This window comes from Furfurilactobacillus milii, assembly GCF_009864005.1.
In the GTDB taxonomy this organism is placed as follows: domain Bacteria; phylum Bacillota; class Bacilli; order Lactobacillales; family Lactobacillaceae; genus Furfurilactobacillus; species Furfurilactobacillus rossiae_B.
This window is the reverse complement of sequence record NZ_WEZQ01000014.1, coordinates 89896-109641: the sequence shown is the minus strand read 5'-3', so window position 1 is coordinate 109641 and position 19746 is coordinate 89896. Positions and strand designations below refer to the sequence as shown.

The following is a 19746-nucleotide window of genomic DNA, read 5'->3' as shown; positions in this document are numbered from 1 at the left end:
CCCATTTAGGTTGTAAAAAAGCCAACGCAATTTCTCGCGTTGGCTTTTTCATTATTTAAAATAACATTTCAACTATTAGAATCGTGCCCGACCCAAAGCATGTTGAGCAGCTAAGTTCAACAAACTCCATTGACGGTCAAAACCAGGCTGGAAGAAGAAGTCAGCGGTGGCTAAATCTTCCAACGTCAGTTTGTGGGCAACAGCTAAAGCAATCACGTTGCCTTGAGCAGTGATGTCGTACTTGGATAGAACAGCGCCACCAAGGATTTGGTGCGTCAGTGGATCAAACGTCAAACTCGTGTAAACGTCTGTGTTGCCAGCACTTTCTGGCACATAGGCTAGCCGTAAAGTGTCCTTGTAAGCACTGGTTGCAACTGGCACATCAACTTTAGCAGCCGTGGTGGTGTTCAAACCAGCAGCGGCAAAGTGATAATCAAACACGCTTAATGCAGACGCACCAACGACTCCCTTGAATGGGACAGCAGGTGTATCTTCAAAGATGTGATCAACCACGTACTGAGCTTCACGGCGAGCGGTGGTTGCTAACGCGATTGGCATTGGCTTGCCGGCTGGAATAGACAATGGCAGGATCGCATCCCCCATGGCATAGACATCAGGTAAGTTCGTTTGTAAGTATGGGTTAACATCAATAAAGCCACGGTCCGTTAAGTTAACTGTGCCTGACAGCCAAGCCGTATTTGGTTTAACCCCTGCCGCACAAATAACGAGGTCAGCTGGATAAGTCTTGTCAGCTGTCTTTACACCAGTCACAGACTTGTCTCCTTCAAACGACTTAATCGACTGAGACAAGGCCAATTCAACACCCTTGCTGGTCAGCTCTTTAGTGACCACATCAGTCAAATTTTCGTTGAGATAGTTGCCTAATGGGCGGTCAATCATGTCCATTAAAGTGACGTGCTTGCCAGCATTAGTAAAGACTTCGGCAGCTTCGATCCCAATGTATCCAGCACCGATGACGGCAACGTTCTTAATGCTGTCATCCGTAGTGGCCGCCTTGATCTTGCTAGCCCAGTCGTAACCGCGCATTGCGTAGATACCATCTAAATCGTGACCTGGAACTGGCAAGACCGTTGGCGTTACACCGGAGCTCAAAATCAGTTTGTCATAAGTGACTTGCTCAGTCTGACCAGACTTAACATCCTTCACGCTGACTTCTTTCTTGTCAGCATTGATGGCTGTAACTTCGTGATTATTGAAGACGTGGCCACCCTTGCTGGTAATGTCTTCTGGTTTAAAGTTACGGACATCTTCTTGAGCAGTTACCTTGTCCTCCAAGAATAATTCCATCCCACATGACATGAATGAGACAAAATCACCTGCTTCATAAATCGTGACATCCACGTCGCGATACTTATCCAACAGTTCAATTGCTGATTCGTGACCACCGTGTGATGCACCGACAATAACGATTTTTGTTTTACTCATAAATAGTTAACCTCCATCGTATGTTTTAGAATCATTCTAATTCTCCTAACACACATACTGTAAAACTTACGCGTTTTTGTTGCAAGACCCACTCACAAATTCAAACACGCAAAAAGCCGATAACATCAGTGCTATCGGCCAATTTAAATTTTTTACAACTTATTTTTTCTTAATTCAGGCAAACGGATTAAAGAATCATCCTCAAGCCCATGACAACTAACAATAAACCCATCATTGGCTGCAAAACCAGGTTTAGCACCCGTTTATTTAACCGGTTAATAATGATTGGGGCTAAAGCTGCACCAATTATTGCCCCAATCATGAGGCCGAAACCAATGGACCAATCCACGTGACCACTAGACATGTGAAAGAGCAGCCCAATCAGCGTCGTACCGACTAACACGTATGAAGAGGTTGCGGCGGCATGCACGGTATCCAAGCCCATTAGTAATAAGCCAGCTAAGATTGGACCACCACCACTTAACCCGGCGACACCAACCATTAGACCACTTAAGATACCGAATGCGATTGCTTGAATCCGTTTGGTACCACCGTTGGCCGTTTTATTACGGTGTGGCAAGTACTGACGCGCAATAATCTGGACACCGAGCAACACCAAGATAATCGCGATCACCCAAGTATAAATTTTGGTCGGTATAAACGGTGATAACAAAGAGCCAACAATGGTCGCAGGCAACGCCGCCAGTAACATTCGATTACCGACTTTAGCTTCTACATTCCCCGTGCGATAATGACTGTAGGCGCCGACACACAGCGATGGAAATGCCGTAAATAGTGAGGTTGCGGCCGCTACAGCAGCTGGCAAGTGAAAGACTCCCGTTAATACGCCTAAATAAATGGCCGCACCACCGCCACCCATCGAAATCACCAGCGTACCAATAATAAAACCAGTAATAATTAACTCAATCCACAACATGCCTTATCCTTCTCTCTAAACCAACATCAATCAGTCTCGCTTTTTTTATCGGTCGAAGCTTTGATATATAGCAAATTTTGAAACGCCATTTCCGTAATGTTCTCGTCGTTCACATGCGCCATCAGATCAGCCAAGGAAAAACCTTGTTGCAATCCCAAAGGTTGAGCGAACCCATAAACAGTCAATTGATAGTGATGTGTGCCTGATTTTTGTCGTGGACCGGCGTAGTGCTGCTCCAACCACGTGTGTTGAGCACGCAATTTCCACCACGGTGCCCGTAAATCCTGAATGACAGAGTGCAAACTGTTTTCACCCTGAGGCACGTTCGTGTGGCGACTAAAATCTGCCGGCACAATTAAGGACTGGCCTTCAACAGGCGCATCAGCGACCAGCCAGTGTGTCCACGGAAACCCAAACATAGGCACCGTATCGTAGTCAATCAACTTCCAGGCCACCACCTTGGTAACACTACTTATGTCAAGAATCTCAAACGGAAATGATTGCGGGGTCACCCCCTTCAATCTTTTCCGAAGCAATCGCATTGCCACCATACTGATCAGGAATTATCCTAGCTGAAAACGGAAATCTTAATTTCACTATTCAAAACTCACATTTCTTTTTATTTTACACTTTGTAAGTATAATTTACATGTTGTAAAATGTAAATATAAACAAACCACTTTCTGTGAAGGAGTCATTAACTCATGGTTCAAAAACGCGATTTATCTGTTGAAAAAATCATTCAAACGGCCACAGACCTAATTAACGCTGACGGCGCTGACGCCGCTACGTTTGGCAACATCGCCAAGGTGCTTAACTGTCGAACGCAGGCGCTTTACTTCTATTTCAAGAACCATAACGACCTGTTGCTCGGTGTCGCAACGGACTTTTTCGCAACCCTTAATCAAGAAGTCCAAACGGCCTGCTTCGATTTAAATGGTCGCGAGGCACTGATCAAAATGGCCACCACCATCCGTAACTATGGCCGTCAAAACTTGGATCTATCACTAGCGGTGATGAGAACATCTGGACTGCCCGACCACTTGTCAGCCTTCAACGAGACACGTCATTTATCCGAAATGATGCAGCAGTACATTGGCGATTTTGTCAGCGATCCCGTACAACAGCTATCCATCTCCCGTGGTGTCCGGGCCATGATTATCGGTGAAGTCGTCAGCGAAAGTGTCGGCTGGTTTACGAACCCTGCTATCGATCGCGATGACAGTTTTGTCGACAATCTGATGCGACTGTTCGATGAATCACAAAAGTAGCTATCTGTGTGGCCCCGGCAAATGCCACATCGTACCCGTTACGCTGACTTGAAACGCCGTTCCGTGGGACCGGTCTCAGCCCCAAGCCCCAGGGTCTTCAACCTCGACTTTGAACCCATAAACCAGGTTTCAAAGCTCGTCCTACAACACTAAATGGCTAAAACCACGCCATTAAGTGTTGTTATCACCGAACTCTGTTTCAAGTCAGCTCCACTGCTTTAAAAAATATCCTTTCATTCACTAAACTCTTGGGATGAAAGGATATTTTTGTAAAATTTACTGCTAGATTAGCTGGAGGGCGTCAACAGTGATACCGAGCCGTGAAGGTGGTGTTAATTCGAATGATTTTCACGAATTTACAGCACGGACGGACACAGCGACTCGCGGCTCACGAGGGTCTGTGGCGAGGTGAAAGACCGTGAACTTCGGGCTTGAACCGGTCCCACGGCGAGTGTGTCACTGTTGACAACCGCAAGCGACATTTCACCACTCACAGGCACCAATAAGGTTTTACTCTTTATCCATTATATTTCGAAACGATATTGCTTTAATGATAGTAAGCTGACATGATATACTTTTCTCACTAAAACTAACTTAATTCAGAAGGAGTCTTCATTTAATGTCACAGAACCCAAATACCGCACCTGATGCACCTGACCCCAAACCTAGTCCTGTTTATGTACAAACGGAAACCGAGGTTTTGGATCACTACCATAGCGATCTCGAAACAGGGTTAACAGCCGAAACTGCAGCCGACCGACTGGCCAAAAACGGGCCAAATGAACTGACAGCTCATGTCACGCCAAAATGGTTGATATTCTTGCGTCAGTTTAACAACGTAATCATCTACATTCTGCTATTTGCGGCTGCTTTTACCCTTTTCATTCGTCACTATTCCGACGCCGTCGTTATCGGTTTGGTAGTCATCATTAATGCCTTGATTGGCTACTTTCAGGAAGTCAACGCCAGCAACGCGCTTGATAAAATCAAGTCGATGTTGTCTACCGAAGCCACGGTTATTCGGGACAGTGCACGGACAGACGTGCCGGCCACCGAGCTAGTAACCGGGGATATTGTCTATCTGGAAGCCGGTGACAATGTCCCTGCCGACATGCGAATTCTCGATTCTGATAACCTGCGGATTCAAGAATCGGCTTTGACCGGTGAACCAGATTCTGTGCTCAAGAATTTTGACCCACTGAAAGACAGTAAAACACCGCTAGCTGAACGTGAAAACATGGCCTACGCCAGTACTGCCGTAACCAACGGGAGTGCTACTGGTATCGTCACGGCAACCGGTCACGATACTGAACTTGGTCAAATTGCCGATGATGTAACGGATGTCAAACAAACCAAAACGCCGTTGATGAAAGAACTCGACCGGTTGGGGACCTGGATTTCCTACTTCATCATCGCCGTTGCCATTGCACTGTTTATCTTTGGTTGGGTGCGCCACTTATATGCGTTACCAACCCTCGCACTAGCAATCATCACCATGATTGTGGGTTCCCTGCCTGAAGGATTGCCGGCTTCAACTTCTGTCATCCTCGCAATGGGTGTGAATACGATGGCGCGCAACAAGGCAATCGTTAAAACATTGCCATCTGTGGAAACGCTAGGCGCTGTCGACATTATCGCCACGGATAAAACCGGGACGCTAACGAAGAACGAAATGACGGCTCAGGATATCATTACTAAGGATCATCAGTATCAAGTTACGGGGACTGGCTATCAACCTAAAGGTCAGATCATAGCAAATGGTCAACCAGTTAACGTTCAAGATGACCCAATCTTGAAAGAACTGTTAATTAGTGGTTTCGAAGCCAACGACACCATGTTACAAGAAGAAGATGGCCAGTGGATCCTGAATGGTGAACCCACTGATGGTGCCTTTCTCACGCTGTACCACAAAGGCTGTGGGATGGACGAACCTGCGTTTGAGGAGTTGGATCGCATTCCGTTTGACTCCGACTATCGTTACATCGCGCGCCTCAGTGTCCGTGAAGATGGTCAACATGAAGTGTTCGTAAAGGGTGCTCCTGACAAATTGTATGAAATGGCGCAGGCAGCTGACCCGACTTTTAATGTCGATCACTGGAACGACGTCATTCACGACTTAACTACTCAAGGCAAACGTGTTGTGGCAGTGGGCCGTAAACTCGTGGGCAAAGACGTTAGCGAAGTCACACACGAAACATTGCGCGATGGTGTCGACTTTCTCGGAATCGTCGGGATTATTGACCCACCACGTGAGGAAGTTATTGATGCGTTAAAAGAAATGCGAACCGCCGGAGTCAAAGTTAAGATGATCACCGGTGACCATCCTGACACAGCAACTGCCATTGGCCGTCAACTTGGTTTGGCGGATAACATTCAAACCATCACGGGTGCAGAGTTAGACGACATGTCACCTGACGAACTACGTGCCAACATCAATCGATACGATGTGTTTGCGCGGACGACGCCAAGCAACAAACTGGCCATCATCAAAGCCTACCAAGAAAACGGGAAGATTACGGCGATGACCGGTGACGGTGTTAACGATGCGCCTGCTTTAAAACGCGCTGATATCGGGGTAGCTATGGGTATCAAGGGGACCGATGTGGCCAAGGATGCGGCCGACATGATTTTAGTCGACGATAACTTTACGACGATGACAAAGGCCATTCGTGAAGGCCGGCGACTGTACGACAACATCAAGAAGACCATCGCCTTCCTGTTGCCAACCAGTTTTGCTGAAGGTTTAATTGTCGCATTCAGTATTTTGATGCAACAAAAATTGCCATTGGTTCCAACACAATTGCTCTGGATCAACATGGTCTCGGCCGTCACAATTCAGTTTGCGTTCATTTTCGAACCGGCTGAACAAGGCATTATGCAGCGGCGACCACGGAAAACTGGTTCAACCCTGATGAACAAACATGACGTGTTCCAAATGGCCTATGTGTCCGTCTTAATAGCGGCTATGGGACTGTGGGCGTTTGACTGGCTCACCAATAATGGCGTCAGCCAAGTCATTGCCAGCACAATTACCGTTAACGTCATTGTGTTAGGTAAGGTGTTCTACCTGTTCAACATTCGCAGTCCGCATCTAGCCTTCTCAAAGAACTTCTGGACAAACAAAATGGCGTTTGTCGTCATTGCCGCACTAATGTTGCTGCAACTCGCGCAAGCGTACATTCCGTTTATGCAGGACATCTTCAAGACTGGTCCAATGAGTTGGAGTCAATGGGGATTGGCAATTGTCGCCGGGTTTGTTACGTTAGTCGTTACTGAAGCCGATAAGATTATTCGGATGCAGTGGCACAAACGTAAACAACCGCGCATGAACTAATAACACTTAATTTACAAAAGAAGCAGTACCGTCAAGTTTGTTGACAGTACTGCTTTTCGTTTGCCATGCGAGTAAACTATTAGGTGGCAGACAAGAACAAAGAAAATAAGGAATGAATCATGAAAAAGAAACGTTTCAAACTAAAGCAACGCAAGCTCGTTACCGTCTTGGCAACCATTGCAGTGTTAGTGTTCGGTTACCTTTTTTCGACTAATAACACCGAGGTCAAGGCCTTTACCCATGGCCCGCGCCAAGTCACCACAATGCGCCGTCATTACCGTCACTGGACCAGACAAGCTGAAAACTGGTTCAGTAGTAATTCAGGTAGCACACAAACAACGCCCACTACCGCCGATGTACCCCGTGACGCGACTGACAGTCAGTTACTGGCACTACAATTCGCCGCGAACAAGTATCCAGAAAACTACGTCAGTTTGGGCAAATCAACCCTAACCAGTTTACAAATTCATGATGCCTTAGAGCACAACCATGAACAAGCCTGGTACACGATTGACTCGCCGGATACGCTGGGCCGCAGTCAAGCTGGCCAAGCGTTAGTCACTTACGACAGTGTCAGTGCCACGGCCGCCATGAAGCGACCTTCCTTTGCTGAAAGCGCCAATCCGACAGGCTACGAAGGCAATAATCGCATTGCCCAGTTAAACGGTTATCGCGGTTACTTCTACAACCGTTCTCACACGTTAGCTTGGTCGTTAGTTGGTAATCTTGGCGGGCCTGACAGCAGTAGCAATGCCATCATGCAGCGCAACAACTTAACGACTGGCACTCGTGCTCAAAACGTTGGTACAAACGGACGTAGCCAAAGCACTGCCGGTGGGATGGCTTACGCCGAAACCGCAATCCGTGACTTTGTCAGAGAACGGCCAAACATCCCCGTCTATTACGTTGTCACCCCTCTGTACCAAGGCAACGAACTTGTTCCCCGCGGCACTCATGTTCAGGCGGTTAGCACGACGGATGACGGCCAAGCCTTGAACATTAACGTTTACGTATTTAACGCTCAGAATGGCGCCACCATCAACTATGCCGATGGCAGTTGGACACAAAATTAATCTTCTACTATGCATACTTCATACCGCTTCACTGACCTGAAACGCCGTTCCCTGGGACCGGTCTCAACCCGCACAAACCGCAGTTTTCGCCCTCGATTCTGAGCCACAGCCCGTCTCAGAAGTCGTCCCGTAACACTACGCGGCCAAATTCTCGCCGCCAAGTGTTACCGACACGGAACTCTGTTTCATGTCAGTTCCGCTCATATTACACATGACAAAACAGCTAGTCTGTTCCACCCATATAATTAAAAAACATAGTTCAATGCAAACCGAGACTATGTAGTAAAATTGCGACTATCCAAGCTGAAGGGCGTCAACAGTGATACCGAGCCGTGAAGGTAACGTTAATTCGGTGGTTTTCCGAATTTAGGTTACGGACGGTCGTGAAGACTCGATTTTGGAGGCTTCACGGCGAGGTGAAAGACCGTGAACTTCGGGCTTGATCCGGTCCCACGGCGAGCGTGTCACTGTTGACAACCGCAGGCGACATCAAAACCAAAAAACGACCTACACAGGGTTAATGATTTAAACCTTGTGTAGGTCGTTTTCTATAGTCGCATCAAAGATGTAGCAATCGTACGCTTAATTGATTTTCCGTTTCGGGTTCAGAATCCCCATCGGATCAAGCAACGACTTGATTTGGTGTTGAACCATGTCAACATCATCGCCGAGTTCTTCGTTGACCCACTGGTTCTTCAACATACCAACCGCGTGTTCACCAGAAATCGTCCCACCGAGTGCCAAGGCTTTGCGGAACATCAGTTGCAGTGCCTTGATAACATTCTCCGGCACCTCCGTTTGCTCCTTAGGCCAAACGATACTTGGGTGAACGTTACCATCACCAGCATGACCGGCGGTAAAGATTTGCACGTGAAGTTGATCGGCTACTTCGCTGACGTAATCCATCATTGGCGCCAATTTAGACATTGGCACGGCCATATCTTCCATAACGTGATTGTGTCCGGCAAAGACCGCTGGCAACATGTCTTGCCGCAACTTTTCGATGGCCTTCATCTCGGCATCGTCGGAAGTGACATGAATGTGTTGTGCGCCATGATCGTTCAACACTTTTTCAGTAACCTTTAACGCTTCATCACCACCGACGTCCAAACGAAGAATCAGCATCGCACCACTATTGTCAGCGTAATGCGTCCCCTCATACTTATCCAAAGCCGCAACAGTATTAGCATCCAAAGCTTCCAACATTGCCGGATAGACACCGGATGCCCGCACTTCCGTCACTGCCTCTGACAGTTTGGTCATGTTATCGAAGAAAGCCAACCCCATCACCGCGTGACCAAGCGGAATTGGGAATAACTTCACCGTGATTTCGGTGATGATGCCCAGCGTACCTTCCGAGCCAACGAATAGGTGCGTCAGGTCATAGCCAAACGCCTGTTTAAATGTCCGCCCGCCTAACTTGAGTTCACGGCCGTCAGCTAAGACAACCTTCAAACCCAAAACAGAATCACGGGTGGCACCATATTTAACAGTGCTCATCCCACCAGCGTTAGTTGACGCATTGCCACCAATTGCTGAAATGGGCCGTGAACCTGGATCAGGTGCATAAAACATGCCAACTTTATTAGCTTCATCGTTCAACGTTTGGTTGATCACTCCTGGTTGAACAACCGCCACTGAATCCTCACGACTAATGTCTAAAATCTTATTCATGCGAATCGTTGATAACATGATGGCACCAGCTTCTGCGTCAGAACCGGAAACCGTGCTCGTCGCGGTCGTTTGTGGAATGACCGGAATATGAAAGCGGCGGGCTACGCTCAAAACACCTTTCACATCATCGGTATCACCCACCTCAACGTAGGCTAATAAGTCGCCATCCGCATCACCGATGCCATTAGGGTCATTCTTGTGTTTGGCCAAACTATCTGCGTCCGTGTACACGTCAGCGTGTGGTGTTGCCTTTTTTAAAGCATCCAAAATTTCATCTTGTGAATATGCACTGAATACTGCCATCTAAGTCGCTTCCTTACAAATTGTTAGTTACTTACACCGATTACCATAAATTTCTTCATCTCAAATGGCAAACATTTATGTTTATCGGTTTGTTAGCAGCATAAACGTGTACAATCAAGCTAAAACTATTCTTACCGAGGAATATTCATGGATAAGCTCAAAACGCGGCTTGATGCATTCAGTGATGCTATCATCGCCATTATTATCACCATCATGGTACTTGATCTACACGGCGTCGTAACAGATTCGCCGTCTGCCTATTTATCATTAGCAAAAGAAATCGGCATCTACTTTATCAGTTTCTTCTACGTCGCTAACATGTGGTACTCGCACGCCACAGCGTTTGATGAAATTGATTCGATGACCTATCGCATTCTGATTATGGACTTTGTGTTTCTCGCGGTGCTGTCATTGATGCCACTGTTCACTAGCATGATGGCCACTAATACGACCCGAGTAACCGTGATGGCTTACGGCGTCTTATCCGCAGTTGTCAGCGTCCTTTTCCGTTTTCTCACCCAGTCGATCATTCATTTTGAATACACCAACAAGTCGGACATGGCTCAGGTCTACATCAAAATATTCGGCTTTAATAATCGAATTCAAATGGCCATCAGTATTGCAGCCATCATTCTCGCCTACTTCAAACCCACATGGGCCATCATTTTCTTCCTCGCCTACCCAATCTGGAACTTTCTGAGCAGTAGCAGCGATCGTCAGGAAATGTACGACGTTGAGCAACTAACGCCGGATCAGCGCAAAGACTTCCTTGATTTCTCCACGGCTGACCGTAAAGCTTTCCGAGAACAGCAAGAAAAAATCACAGCTATGTTGAAAGCAAACGCAGAGAATCCAATAGCAGTCGACAATGCTGACGTAGCTTTGCAAACACCGGTCGATGAAGCTGACGTTGATAGCCTCATCGACCAGCCTGTTTCAACGCAAGCACCCGTCCGAACACCTGCCGCAACGTCTGCACAGGCCAAGGCAACCAATGTTAAACCGTCGCCTTCACCCCGTGCACCGAAAACACCGCGTTCAAATTCCCGTCGTCGCAACTACTGGCAACAGTGGCTAGACCAAAGCGATGATCCCCAATTGCAGGACCAACTTCGGCAAGGCGGTCGCTTAACCCAAATTCAAAAGCAACAATGGGAATCTTGGTTTAAAGAACAGCGGAAAAAGGATCCACGTTTGCAGCGTCAAACGCAGCAAGCGCGAAAACAGGCTCAAAAAGACGCCCAGCGACAAGCCCGCAAACAAAAGTAATGTTGACTGAGCATTGCATTACTAAACGGTTATAAAACCGAGTACCTGCTACAACTATTTTCAGTGCAAACAACCTTTATGGGAAATGTTCCCATAAAGGTTGTTTGTGTTTGAACACCGCTGCACGCGCGTTCTATCTTATCTATTCTGTAACCACTGCACCTGAACGTTTACGCCAATCCAATCGCTTTAATCCTTCTAGGATAGCGGTTGGAATAAGCGCGGCAACAAGACTGATCAGCCATTGTACAGGCGTTAAGCTCGTCAATCCAAAGGCACCTTGCAAAGCAGGTATGAGCGCAATCAAAACGATAATGGCCGCGGCTGTCCCTAATGCGAGGTTAAGTGACCGGTTCGCCTTGATTGATGCCCATGTCATCGGTTCACGCCGTTTGATTGGGTAAATATCAATCATTGACCCCAATGCCAAGACGAGAAACAACATTGTGGAACCAACGACGGCTTTGTTACCTGTTAGGCCAAAGCGACCCAATGCGTAAATACCTAGCGTAAGCACAGTATAGATACCGGCCCGCCACGCCATCCGTTTGCCAAGTCCGTTTGCAAAAATACTCTGCTCATTTGGAATCGGTGGTCGTTTCATTGCCGATCTTTCACCAGGTTCACGGGCCAGGTAGAAACCAGGAATCCCGTCGGCCAACACGTTGATTAGCAGCAATTGTTCTGCAATCAGCGGCGCACCCCAACCCATTAACACGCTGCCGATCATTAAGAAGATTTGAGCGAAGTTAACGCCGACTAAGAATTCGACAGCCTTAAGAATGTTTTGGTAAATCGTCCGCCCAGAATCGACGGCATCAATAATCGTGGCAAAGTTATCATCAGTCAGGATGACATCGGCGGCGCCTTTCGCTACTTCGGTTCCTGTGATACCCATTGCCACACCAACATCTGCAGCCTTTAATGCGGGCGCATCGTTGACCCCATCACCGGTCATTGCCACGATTTTGCCATGACTCTGCCAAGCGTTCACAATCCGAATTTTGTCTTCAGGTGACACCCGGGCAAACACGCTTACCTGTTCAACCTTGTCAGCTAGTTCTTCATCACTCCAAGCGTTCAACTCACGGCCAGAAATGGCTAGGTCACCATCGCGGTAAATCCCAATTTGCTCAGCAATCGCTCTGGCAGTTTCCTTGTGATCACCCGTGATCATCACTGGCTTGATGCCTGCATCACGCGCCTGCTGAACGGCCGGTGCAGCCTCTGGTCGTGGTGGGTCAATCAGGCCGATAATCCCCGCAAAGGTTAGGTCTCCTTCTAACTTCTCCCAGTCACGCCCTGGATCACTGTCAAAGACACGGTATCCAACGGCCAGCACCCGCAGTGCGTCATGTGCAAACGCATCATGTACGTCATCCAAACGTCGGCGTTCTGTCTGGGAAAGTTTAACCGGTAAACGATCTACAGCCCCTTTGACAATCAGCAAAAACTTGCCATCCGTCAGCTCATGGAGCGTTGCCATAGACTTCACATCCGATGAAAACGGCCGTTCTGCCACACGTGGCGCTTCTTGTTCAAATTTATTTCTCGACAAACTGTGCTGCTGCATTAATCGAACGATGGCCAGTTCGGTCGCATCACCAGTGGTCTGTTCACCATCATCCGTGGCGACAATGGTGGCATTCGTAGCCAGACCAAAATAGCGTAATAGTCGCGTTGCGGATGCATCGAGCTCCCCGTTGTGACTAATATCAGCCGGTTGCTCACCAGGCACCCACAGCCGCGTAATCGTCATCTGGTTCTGCGTTAAGGTCCCCGTCTTATCCGAAGCGATCACATCAATGCTACCGATTGTTTCAACAGCACTGATTTGACGAATAATCGCATGCCGTTTGGCCATTTTCTGGACACCGACAGCCAAACTGATGGTTACAATCACCGGCAACGTTTCCGGAACTGCCGCTACAGCTAGGGAGACACCCATCATCAGATTGTCAGCAACGCTACCCAACCGCTGTGTCATGCTCAGCATAAAGATCAGCACTCCACCAGCAATGGCAACACCAGTTAGGGTTAGCGCTAAACGTGACAACCGTTTTTGCAACAACGTCTGCTTTGGTTTGGTCTTATTCAACAAACCAGCAATTTCACCAAGCTCCGTCGCCATCCCAATGGCCGTGACAATCATCGTCCCTGATCCGCGGGTAACCGAAGTACCAGCAAATACCCGGTTAACTTGATCGCCGATTGATTCGACATCCTTACCGTTGCCGGTCAGTGACTTTTCAACCGCTTCGCTTTCACCCGTTAAAATGGCTTCATCCACAGCTAGTGCTGTCACGCTTTCCAGCAGTCCATCAGCTGGTACCCGGTCACCGGCGTTAAGAAGCACAACATCGCCAACAACAATGTCAGCCGCCGCAATCTCCTGAACGGTGCCATCGCGACGCACCTTAGCTGTCGGCACGCTCATCTGTTTCAGTGCTGCCAACGCTTTTTCTGCGCTTTGCTCTTGATATAGCCCAATCGCAACGTTTAAGATGACGATCGCCCCGATAACGATCGGCTTAGTCCAACCGCCATCGAGGGCAATTGCCATATAGGTGGAGATCCCAACAGCAACCAGCAAGATAATGGCTGTAATTTCTGTTAACTGTTGAAGTAGCTTCCGCCAAACACTCGGTGGCTTTTGTTCCTGTAATTCATTCTTACCGTCTAGTGCTTGACGGTCCTTAACTTCTTTGGCGCTTAATCCCTGATGGATAAAGTCACGCCGTTCTTCTTTAGTGTGTGCAATCTGGTTCATCGCCTCAGTCCTTTCTCATTCTAACTTCGGTGGAATCGATCGCTACATAACCGCTGTCATGCACGACTCGTTGCAATAATTTTAACAAACGCAAATGAAGACTCGCAAAGTTAACGCCTATAAAAACCATAAAAAAATTGCGACTCGTTGATTGCCGTTTGGCGGTTTCCACCACTACAACGGTATCAAACTGAGTCACAATCATATCTCACATTAATTTATAAACTAAAACTCAATGATAATCAGGATTCTTTCACGACAACCCAGCTGATTAGCGTCAACACCAGTATGATAGCGCCGGCACCGAACACCATCCACCAACGCTGAGGATCGAAAAACAGTCCAACGATGACGAGACCAAAAAAGACCAACGTTATCCAATCACTGATAGGAAACAATGGCATCGCAAATAATTGACTGGGCTGCTTCGTTTGTCGACGATAACGTAAGTGACACACGATCAGTGCCATCCATACAACGATAAAGTTAATCGTCGACATACTGGCCACTAACGTAAAGACGGTTCCTGGTAGTAAGTAATTTAACAGTACAGTCAGCAACAGGATAAAAGCTGAAACGAGCATCGCTGGTCTAGGTACGTTAAACCGGTTAACCTTTTTGAGTCGTTTCGGTGCACCACCCATGTTAGCTAGGACAAATAACGTCCGACTCGTACTAAATAAGGCACTGTTGGCCGCTGACAAAGCCGCAGTCAATACCACAAAGTTGATCACACCAGCGGCCGCTTTAATTCCTAAGCCGTTAAATACTTGTACGAATGGACTGCTGTGAACTGGCAACTGTTGCCATGGATAAATGATCATCATCGCAAACAACGCGCCAACGTAAAACAAAATCATCCGAATTGGCAAACTGTTGATAGCCCGTGGCAATTCTGTCTGTGGATTGGCTGTTTCACCTGCAGTCAGCCCCAGCATTTCAATCCCAGTAAAGGCAAAAATGACCAGTGTAAATGAAGTCAAGAAGCCCGACCAGCCAGTGGCGAAGAAACCACCATGCTGCCACAATCGTGCTAAATTAGCCGTATGCCCATTAACGTTTACTTGCGTTGCCAGCAAAACAACCCCAACGGCAATTAACGCCACAATGGTGACCACTTTGATCATCGCAAACCAGTATTCCAATTCACCAAACGCGCCAACAGACATCAGGTTGACTAAAACGAGGAGGCCAATAATTATCAGTGGTGGTAGCCACTGGGGCAAGCCCGGCCACCAGTATTTTAAGTAAATACCAGTTGCCGTTAAATCGGCCATGGCCAGACTCAGCCAACACAACCAGTAAATCCAGCCAATGACAAAGCCTGCGCGTTTGCCCAAATACGTTTGAATAAAGTCTAAAAAAGAGGTTTTCTTCAAATCAGACAGCAACAGCTCACCCAGAGCACGCATCATCAAATAACAAAAGAAGCCACCAATGGCATAAGCTAAAATGATGGCCGGTCCAGCTTGGTGAATTGCGCTACCAGAGCCTAAGAATAGGCCAGTACCAATCGTGCCGCCCAGCGCAATCATTTGAATGTGACGGTGTGTTAGCTTACGAGCAAGTTGTTTGGGCGGTGTCTGTGCCATGAGGTTTCCTTTCTGATCCATTCATTTTGTGTAAAAAAGAGATGCAATTTACTCTACGCTAACTCGTTTTCGGACGCAACCCATCAAAAAAACACCAACAGTAATTGACACTTGGTACCCCAATTACTGTCAGTGCTTTCAGTTAAGAAGAACGATTACTTTTTAGACCGTTTTTGAAACATGTAGAATCCTGTAAACGTTACTAACAAGGCAAGAACACCAATAGTAACTAGTGCTTCTGTACGTTGACCCACGAACGGTAAATCACCTGAATCCTTTTTAGCTGATGATTTAGTTGCTGGTTCGCCGGGATCAATCTGCGCCATTGCGGGTTGATTACCTGCCAGCGCTTGACCGGAATCATGTGTGGCAGTCGCTTCTTCAGCAGAAGGTGTTGACTGTTCAGCGCTAGTTTCCTCACTCACCATCCCCGATCGTTGAACTTCTCCAAGCACATCGGTTACTGGATAGTTTTGTGATTGACCGTTAGTTAACTGGTTATCAGTGTTTGTATTACCGGTCGTTGTTTGTTGCTGATTATTCGAGTTTTCTTTTCCAGTGTCAGCATTCTGATTACCTGTTGTCGATGATTCTGAAGTTGTTGTCCCTGTTCCATCGCTGTTGACGCTTGAGCTATCGGAGTTACTTGTGTTGCCGTTGCCACCGCCAGTGTTGGAACCGCTATTGACGTCATTACCATTTGATTCAGTATCAGAACTATCCGTGTTAGAACTACTATTGCCTGATTCTGAACTACCAGAACTGGATTCATCTCCTGGATTGGATGGTTCTGTCGGATCTGATGGTTCCGGTGTCGGTTCCGGATCTGGCTTAGGATCAGGTACGGGTGATGGCTCCGGATCTGTTGGATCAGGGTCCGGTTCACCTGGTGTTGGATCTGTTGGATTAGCCTGGTAAAGATAAATTACCATACCGCCACCTTCTGGAATGTCACCATTAGCAGCTAGACCAGCGGCATCTACCCTAACAAAGCTATATCCGTCAAAGTCACGTTGGTTTGTTTGATACGGTTTACCCACTTCTTGACCTTCTGGATATGTTGCAACCGCATTGCCGAGCAAGTCGCCATCTTCCGTTTTGTATTCGACCTTCACATTTGGCAAATTGTCATCAGCGTCACCATAAACGAAAGTCACCTGCTTGTCGTTTTCTTCTAACGTACCAGTGGCGGGCGCACTGTCCTCAGTCATAAATAGGTAGGTCAGTGGCCGAAAATCACGTGGACTGGCTTCATACCGTTCACCAACCGCCTGACCGTTTGGATAATCTGCTTCGTGACTATCCAGTTTCTCGCCGTCAACCGTCTGATGAGTCACGTGAACACGTCCACATTTTGCTGGGTCATCTTCTTTCGAATAAACATACGTCACTGTGCCACCCTCAGCGGTCAGATAACTACTCACTGGCAGGCCATCGCTGGATACTTCTTTAAAACTGTATCCCTCAAACGTATATTTAATCGTTTGGTAGCGCCCACCAACAACCTGTTCATCTAAATACTCGGCCTCTTCGGAATCCTTTAACTCCTTAGGCTCAGCATCATCGGTGACATAACGAACCATCACTTTGCCGGCAGGTTCGGGGATTGGTTCGACTTCCTTGTAGATGTAGTAAACGTCACCGTCGTCGGCCGTCAATGTACCATTAGCCGCTAAGCCTTTTCCCTCATCGACTTTCACGAATTCGTACCCATCAAAGTCGCGCTTTTCAGTCGTGTACTGTTTCCCCACATGTTGACCATCCGGATAACTGGCCATTGTACTACCTAATGACTGACCATCTTCCGTTTGGTAATGAACGGTAACTTTGCCGGCAGGTTCGGGGGTTGGTTCGACTACCTTGTAGATGTAGTAAACGTCACCGCCGTCAGCGGTCAATGTACCAGTCGCTGCTAGGCCCTTTTCTTCATCCACTTTCACGAATTCGTACCCATCAAACGCTTTTTGCTTCGTTGTGTACTGTTTCCCCACATGTTGACCGTCTGGATAATCGGCATCCGCACTACCTAATGTCTTGCCATCTTCTGTTTGGTAATGAACTTTCACTTCCCCAGCAGGTTCGGGATCTGGTTTGACTTCCTTGTAAATGTAGTAAACGTCACCATCATCAGGTGTTAATGTACCAGTAGCCGCCAAACCCTTTTCTTCATCCACTTTCACGAATTCGTACCCATCAAACGCTTTTTGCTTCGTCGTGTATTGTTTGCCGACATGTTGACCGTCTGGATAATCGGCATCCGCATTGCCTAACAATTTACCATCTTCCGTTTGGTAGTGAACCTTCACTTCCCCAGCAGACTCTGGTTCTGGCTCATAGTAATAGGTCACAGCGCCACCTTTGTTATCCAAAATTCCTTCAGGCTTCAATCCATTTTCGTCGATACCAACATACTTGAAACCAGGAAACTTACCAATTTCCGATGTATATCGTTGACCGACAAACAAGCCATCTGGAAATGTCGCCATTTCTTCTTTCAATAAATTGCCTGTGCTCTTATCAACGTGGTTAACCGTAACTGGCATCGCAGTTTCTGGCGCATTCTTATCGCGATAAATATAAGTCACGATACCCTCGTCTTTCTCCAAGAAACCTGTTGGCGCCCAGCCGCCTTCATCTACTTTAACGAAGACGTACCCGTCAAATGTTCCCTGCTGGGTAAAATATTGATTACCAACAATTGGCGGCAAGGGATTGCCGCTTGAATCTTTTCCGTACGTGGCATTTTCAGTTTTCAGAATTTTGCCATCTTCCGTTTTATGAATCACTTTCACACCGGCCGAGTCCAACTGAGTCGATTCATAAACGTAAATGACGGTGCCACCAGTTCCGCTATATATTCCAGCGGCGGGCAGACTGTCTTTACCCATTTCTTTAAATCTGTAACCGGCAATGTCTTTTTGTTCTGTTTTGTACTCTTGTCCATCTGGCCCTGACATGCTTTCAGGATCAGCAATATCGTGATAACCATCCTTATCTTCACGAACATAGCGCACGTTGATACCAGACCAAGACTCATACTTAAAATTATCAAATTTATACTGATGTTTGTTTTTCGAACCCCCAGTGGAAGCGCTGACGGCCATCGCCATCTGTTGATACTGCTCGCCCTTAGGAATCGTGTATGTCCAATACTTTGCACCTTCAGCCGCATCATACTGAACCGTTAACAAACGTGTTTTCCCATCATAAGAAATTTTAAAAGGTCTAAACTTACCATCGATATTCTTTGGGCCATCAAACTTCTGTACCGTATCCGTATCAATCGTGGCCCAGCCCTTTTCACCATCCGTTGTCACAAACGCCCCGTACGGATTGACGTTCGGGTCAGCTTCCCACCCTAACTGATAATTGGGATATGCGCCATTAGGATCTGGGGCTGAATAGCTATTATGGAATGTATCTAGCTGGAAACCAATGGCATTTTGTAACCCACCAATACCCATGTTGGCGCCGCGATACCCAACTGCTTTTGTATCCCCGGGGTGGAAAGCAAACCCAATACCGTCAGCGCCTGTAGTCTTTGAATCACTACCGAGGTTAACCGACCCAGTCAATTCAAAGCTCTTATCAAGATCGATTCGATCTTTTAACGTAAAATTACCTGCCTGTTCCTTCACATCTTCCGTAAGCGTCACAATTCCCGTATCACTCTTCTCGTCATACTTGTATGTTGCTGACCCATTGAGGTGAAACCGTTCCAAGAAATCCTTCGCTGAAACATTGATTATCCCTTCATTACGTTCAGTTTGTTGTTTCGTCTTCGTTTCTGCTTTTACAGACGATGGTGGGCTCCACGCCAGTCCACCAAGTGTTCCAAACATAATCAGTGTGGCAGAAAAGCCATGCACCATTTTAGCCAACCATTTTGAATGCATACCAATTTCCATCATCATTTCGTCGCCTCCATCTATTGCTTTCACCAATGTTCTTATCGTAATCATAAGAATAATTAGTTACCCTAACAATTGATGTGACTCGTGAAAGATGCTGATATTGCAACACTTCAGGAAGTCTCCACAATTAAGTTTTGAACAATATACCCCGTGTATCATTATTG

At 47.1% G+C, this 19746-nt stretch carries 11 protein-coding genes; 4 read left to right on the top strand and 7 right to left on the bottom strand.

Annotated elements, in window-relative coordinates:
- Window positions 1–75: 75 nt before the first annotated feature.
- From GB993_RS08190 to GB993_RS08180, 3 genes are all read right to left on the bottom strand, one after another.
- Window positions 76–1446 carry an FAD-dependent oxidoreductase gene (locus tag GB993_RS08190; protein ID WP_161003872.1) on the bottom strand — a complete coding sequence of 457 codons (1371 nt, stop codon included), beginning with the start codon at window positions 1444–1446 and terminating at the stop codon, window positions 76–78.
- Window positions 1447–1633: 187 nt separating this feature from the next.
- A complete protein-coding gene (locus GB993_RS08185; protein WP_161003871.1) occupies window positions 1634–2383 on the bottom strand; it encodes a sulfite exporter TauE/SafE family protein in 750 nt (249 codons plus the stop codon).
- Between the two features lie 26 nt (window positions 2384–2409).
- Entirely contained in the window at window positions 2410–2838 is a 429-nt protein-coding gene (locus GB993_RS08180; protein ID WP_488655939.1) for a YbhB/YbcL family Raf kinase inhibitor-like protein, read from the bottom strand.
- 248 nt (window positions 2839–3086) lie between these two features.
- Between GB993_RS08180 and GB993_RS08175 the strand changes: the two genes are divergently transcribed.
- From GB993_RS08175 to GB993_RS08165, 3 genes are all read left to right on the top strand, one after another.
- Window positions 3087–3653: a TetR/AcrR family transcriptional regulator gene (locus tag GB993_RS08175; RefSeq protein ID WP_161003869.1), complete on the top strand. Its 567-nt coding sequence runs from the start codon at window positions 3087–3089 to the stop codon at window positions 3651–3653.
- Window positions 3654–4272: 619 nt separating this feature from the next.
- Window positions 4273–6987, top strand: a complete 2715-nt coding sequence (locus GB993_RS08170) for an HAD-IC family P-type ATPase (protein ID WP_161003868.1) — start codon at window positions 4273–4275, stop codon at window positions 6985–6987.
- 119 nt (window positions 6988–7106) lie between these two features.
- Window positions 7107–8060, top strand: coding sequence for a DNA/RNA non-specific endonuclease (locus GB993_RS08165; RefSeq protein ID WP_161003867.1), 954 nt, complete (start codon window positions 7107–7109; stop codon window positions 8058–8060).
- A 582-nt stretch (window positions 8061–8642) separates the two neighbouring features.
- On the opposite strand, the gene GB993_RS08160 is transcribed toward GB993_RS08165, so the two are convergent.
- Window positions 8643–10037, bottom strand: a complete 1395-nt coding sequence (locus GB993_RS08160) for an FAD-binding oxidoreductase (RefSeq protein ID WP_161003866.1) — start codon at window positions 10035–10037, stop codon at window positions 8643–8645.
- A 147-nt stretch (window positions 10038–10184) separates the two neighbouring features.
- On the opposite strand from GB993_RS08160, the gene GB993_RS08155 reads away from it, so the two are divergent.
- Entirely contained in the window at window positions 10185–11306 is a 1122-nt protein-coding gene (locus GB993_RS08155) for a TMEM175 family protein (protein ID WP_161003865.1), read from the top strand.
- A 142-nt stretch (window positions 11307–11448) separates the two neighbouring features.
- On the opposite strand, the gene GB993_RS08150 is transcribed toward GB993_RS08155, so the two are convergent.
- The 3 genes from GB993_RS08150 to GB993_RS08140 all read right to left on the bottom strand — a co-directional run bounded on the left by GB993_RS08150 (window position 11449) and on the right by GB993_RS08140 (window position 19582).
- Complete coding sequence (locus tag GB993_RS08150; RefSeq protein ID WP_161003864.1) at window positions 11449–14076, bottom strand: cation-translocating P-type ATPase; 2628 nt, start codon at window positions 14074–14076, stop codon at window positions 11449–11451.
- A 242-nt stretch (window positions 14077–14318) separates the two neighbouring features.
- Window positions 14319–15668 carry an amino acid permease gene (locus tag GB993_RS08145; protein WP_161003863.1) on the bottom strand — a complete coding sequence of 450 codons (1350 nt, stop codon included), beginning with the start codon at window positions 15666–15668 and terminating at the stop codon, window positions 14319–14321.
- A 155-nt stretch (window positions 15669–15823) separates the two neighbouring features.
- Complete coding sequence (locus GB993_RS08140) at window positions 15824–19582, bottom strand: MucBP domain-containing protein (protein ID WP_161003862.1); 3759 nt, start codon at window positions 19580–19582, stop codon at window positions 15824–15826.
- Between the last annotated feature and the right edge of the window lie 164 nt (window positions 19583–19746).

Bases quoted from the DNA above. Each gene is read 5' to 3' on its own strand.
- GB993_RS08190 (WP_161003872.1), bottom strand. From the start codon at position 1,446: ATGAGTAAAACAAAAATCGTTATTGTCGGTGCATCACACGGTGGTCAC.
- GB993_RS08185 (WP_161003871.1), bottom strand. From the start codon at position 2,383: ATGTTGTGGATTGAGTTAATTATTACTGGTTTTATTATTGGTACGCTG.
- GB993_RS08175 (WP_161003869.1), top strand. From the start codon at position 3,087: ATGGTTCAAAAACGCGATTTATCTGTTGAAAAAATCATTCAAACGGCC.
- GB993_RS08170 (WP_161003868.1), top strand. From the start codon at position 4,273: ATGTCACAGAACCCAAATACCGCACCTGATGCACCTGACCCCAAACCT.
- GB993_RS08165 (WP_161003867.1), top strand. From the start codon at position 7,107: ATGAAAAAGAAACGTTTCAAACTAAAGCAACGCAAGCTCGTTACCGTC.
- GB993_RS08160 (WP_161003866.1), bottom strand. From the start codon at position 10,037: ATGGCAGTATTCAGTGCATATTCACAAGATGAAATTTTGGATGCTTTA.
- GB993_RS08155 (WP_161003865.1), top strand. From the start codon at position 10,185: ATGGATAAGCTCAAAACGCGGCTTGATGCATTCAGTGATGCTATCATC.
- GB993_RS08150 (WP_161003864.1), bottom strand. From the start codon at position 14,076: ATGAACCAGATTGCACACACTAAAGAAGAACGGCGTGACTTTATCCAT.
- GB993_RS08145 (WP_161003863.1), bottom strand. From the start codon at position 15,668: ATGGCACAGACACCGCCCAAACAACTTGCTCGTAAGCTAACACACCGT.
- GB993_RS08140 (WP_161003862.1), bottom strand. From the start codon at position 19,582: ATGATGATGGAAATTGGTATGCATTCAAAATGGTTGGCTAAAATGGTG.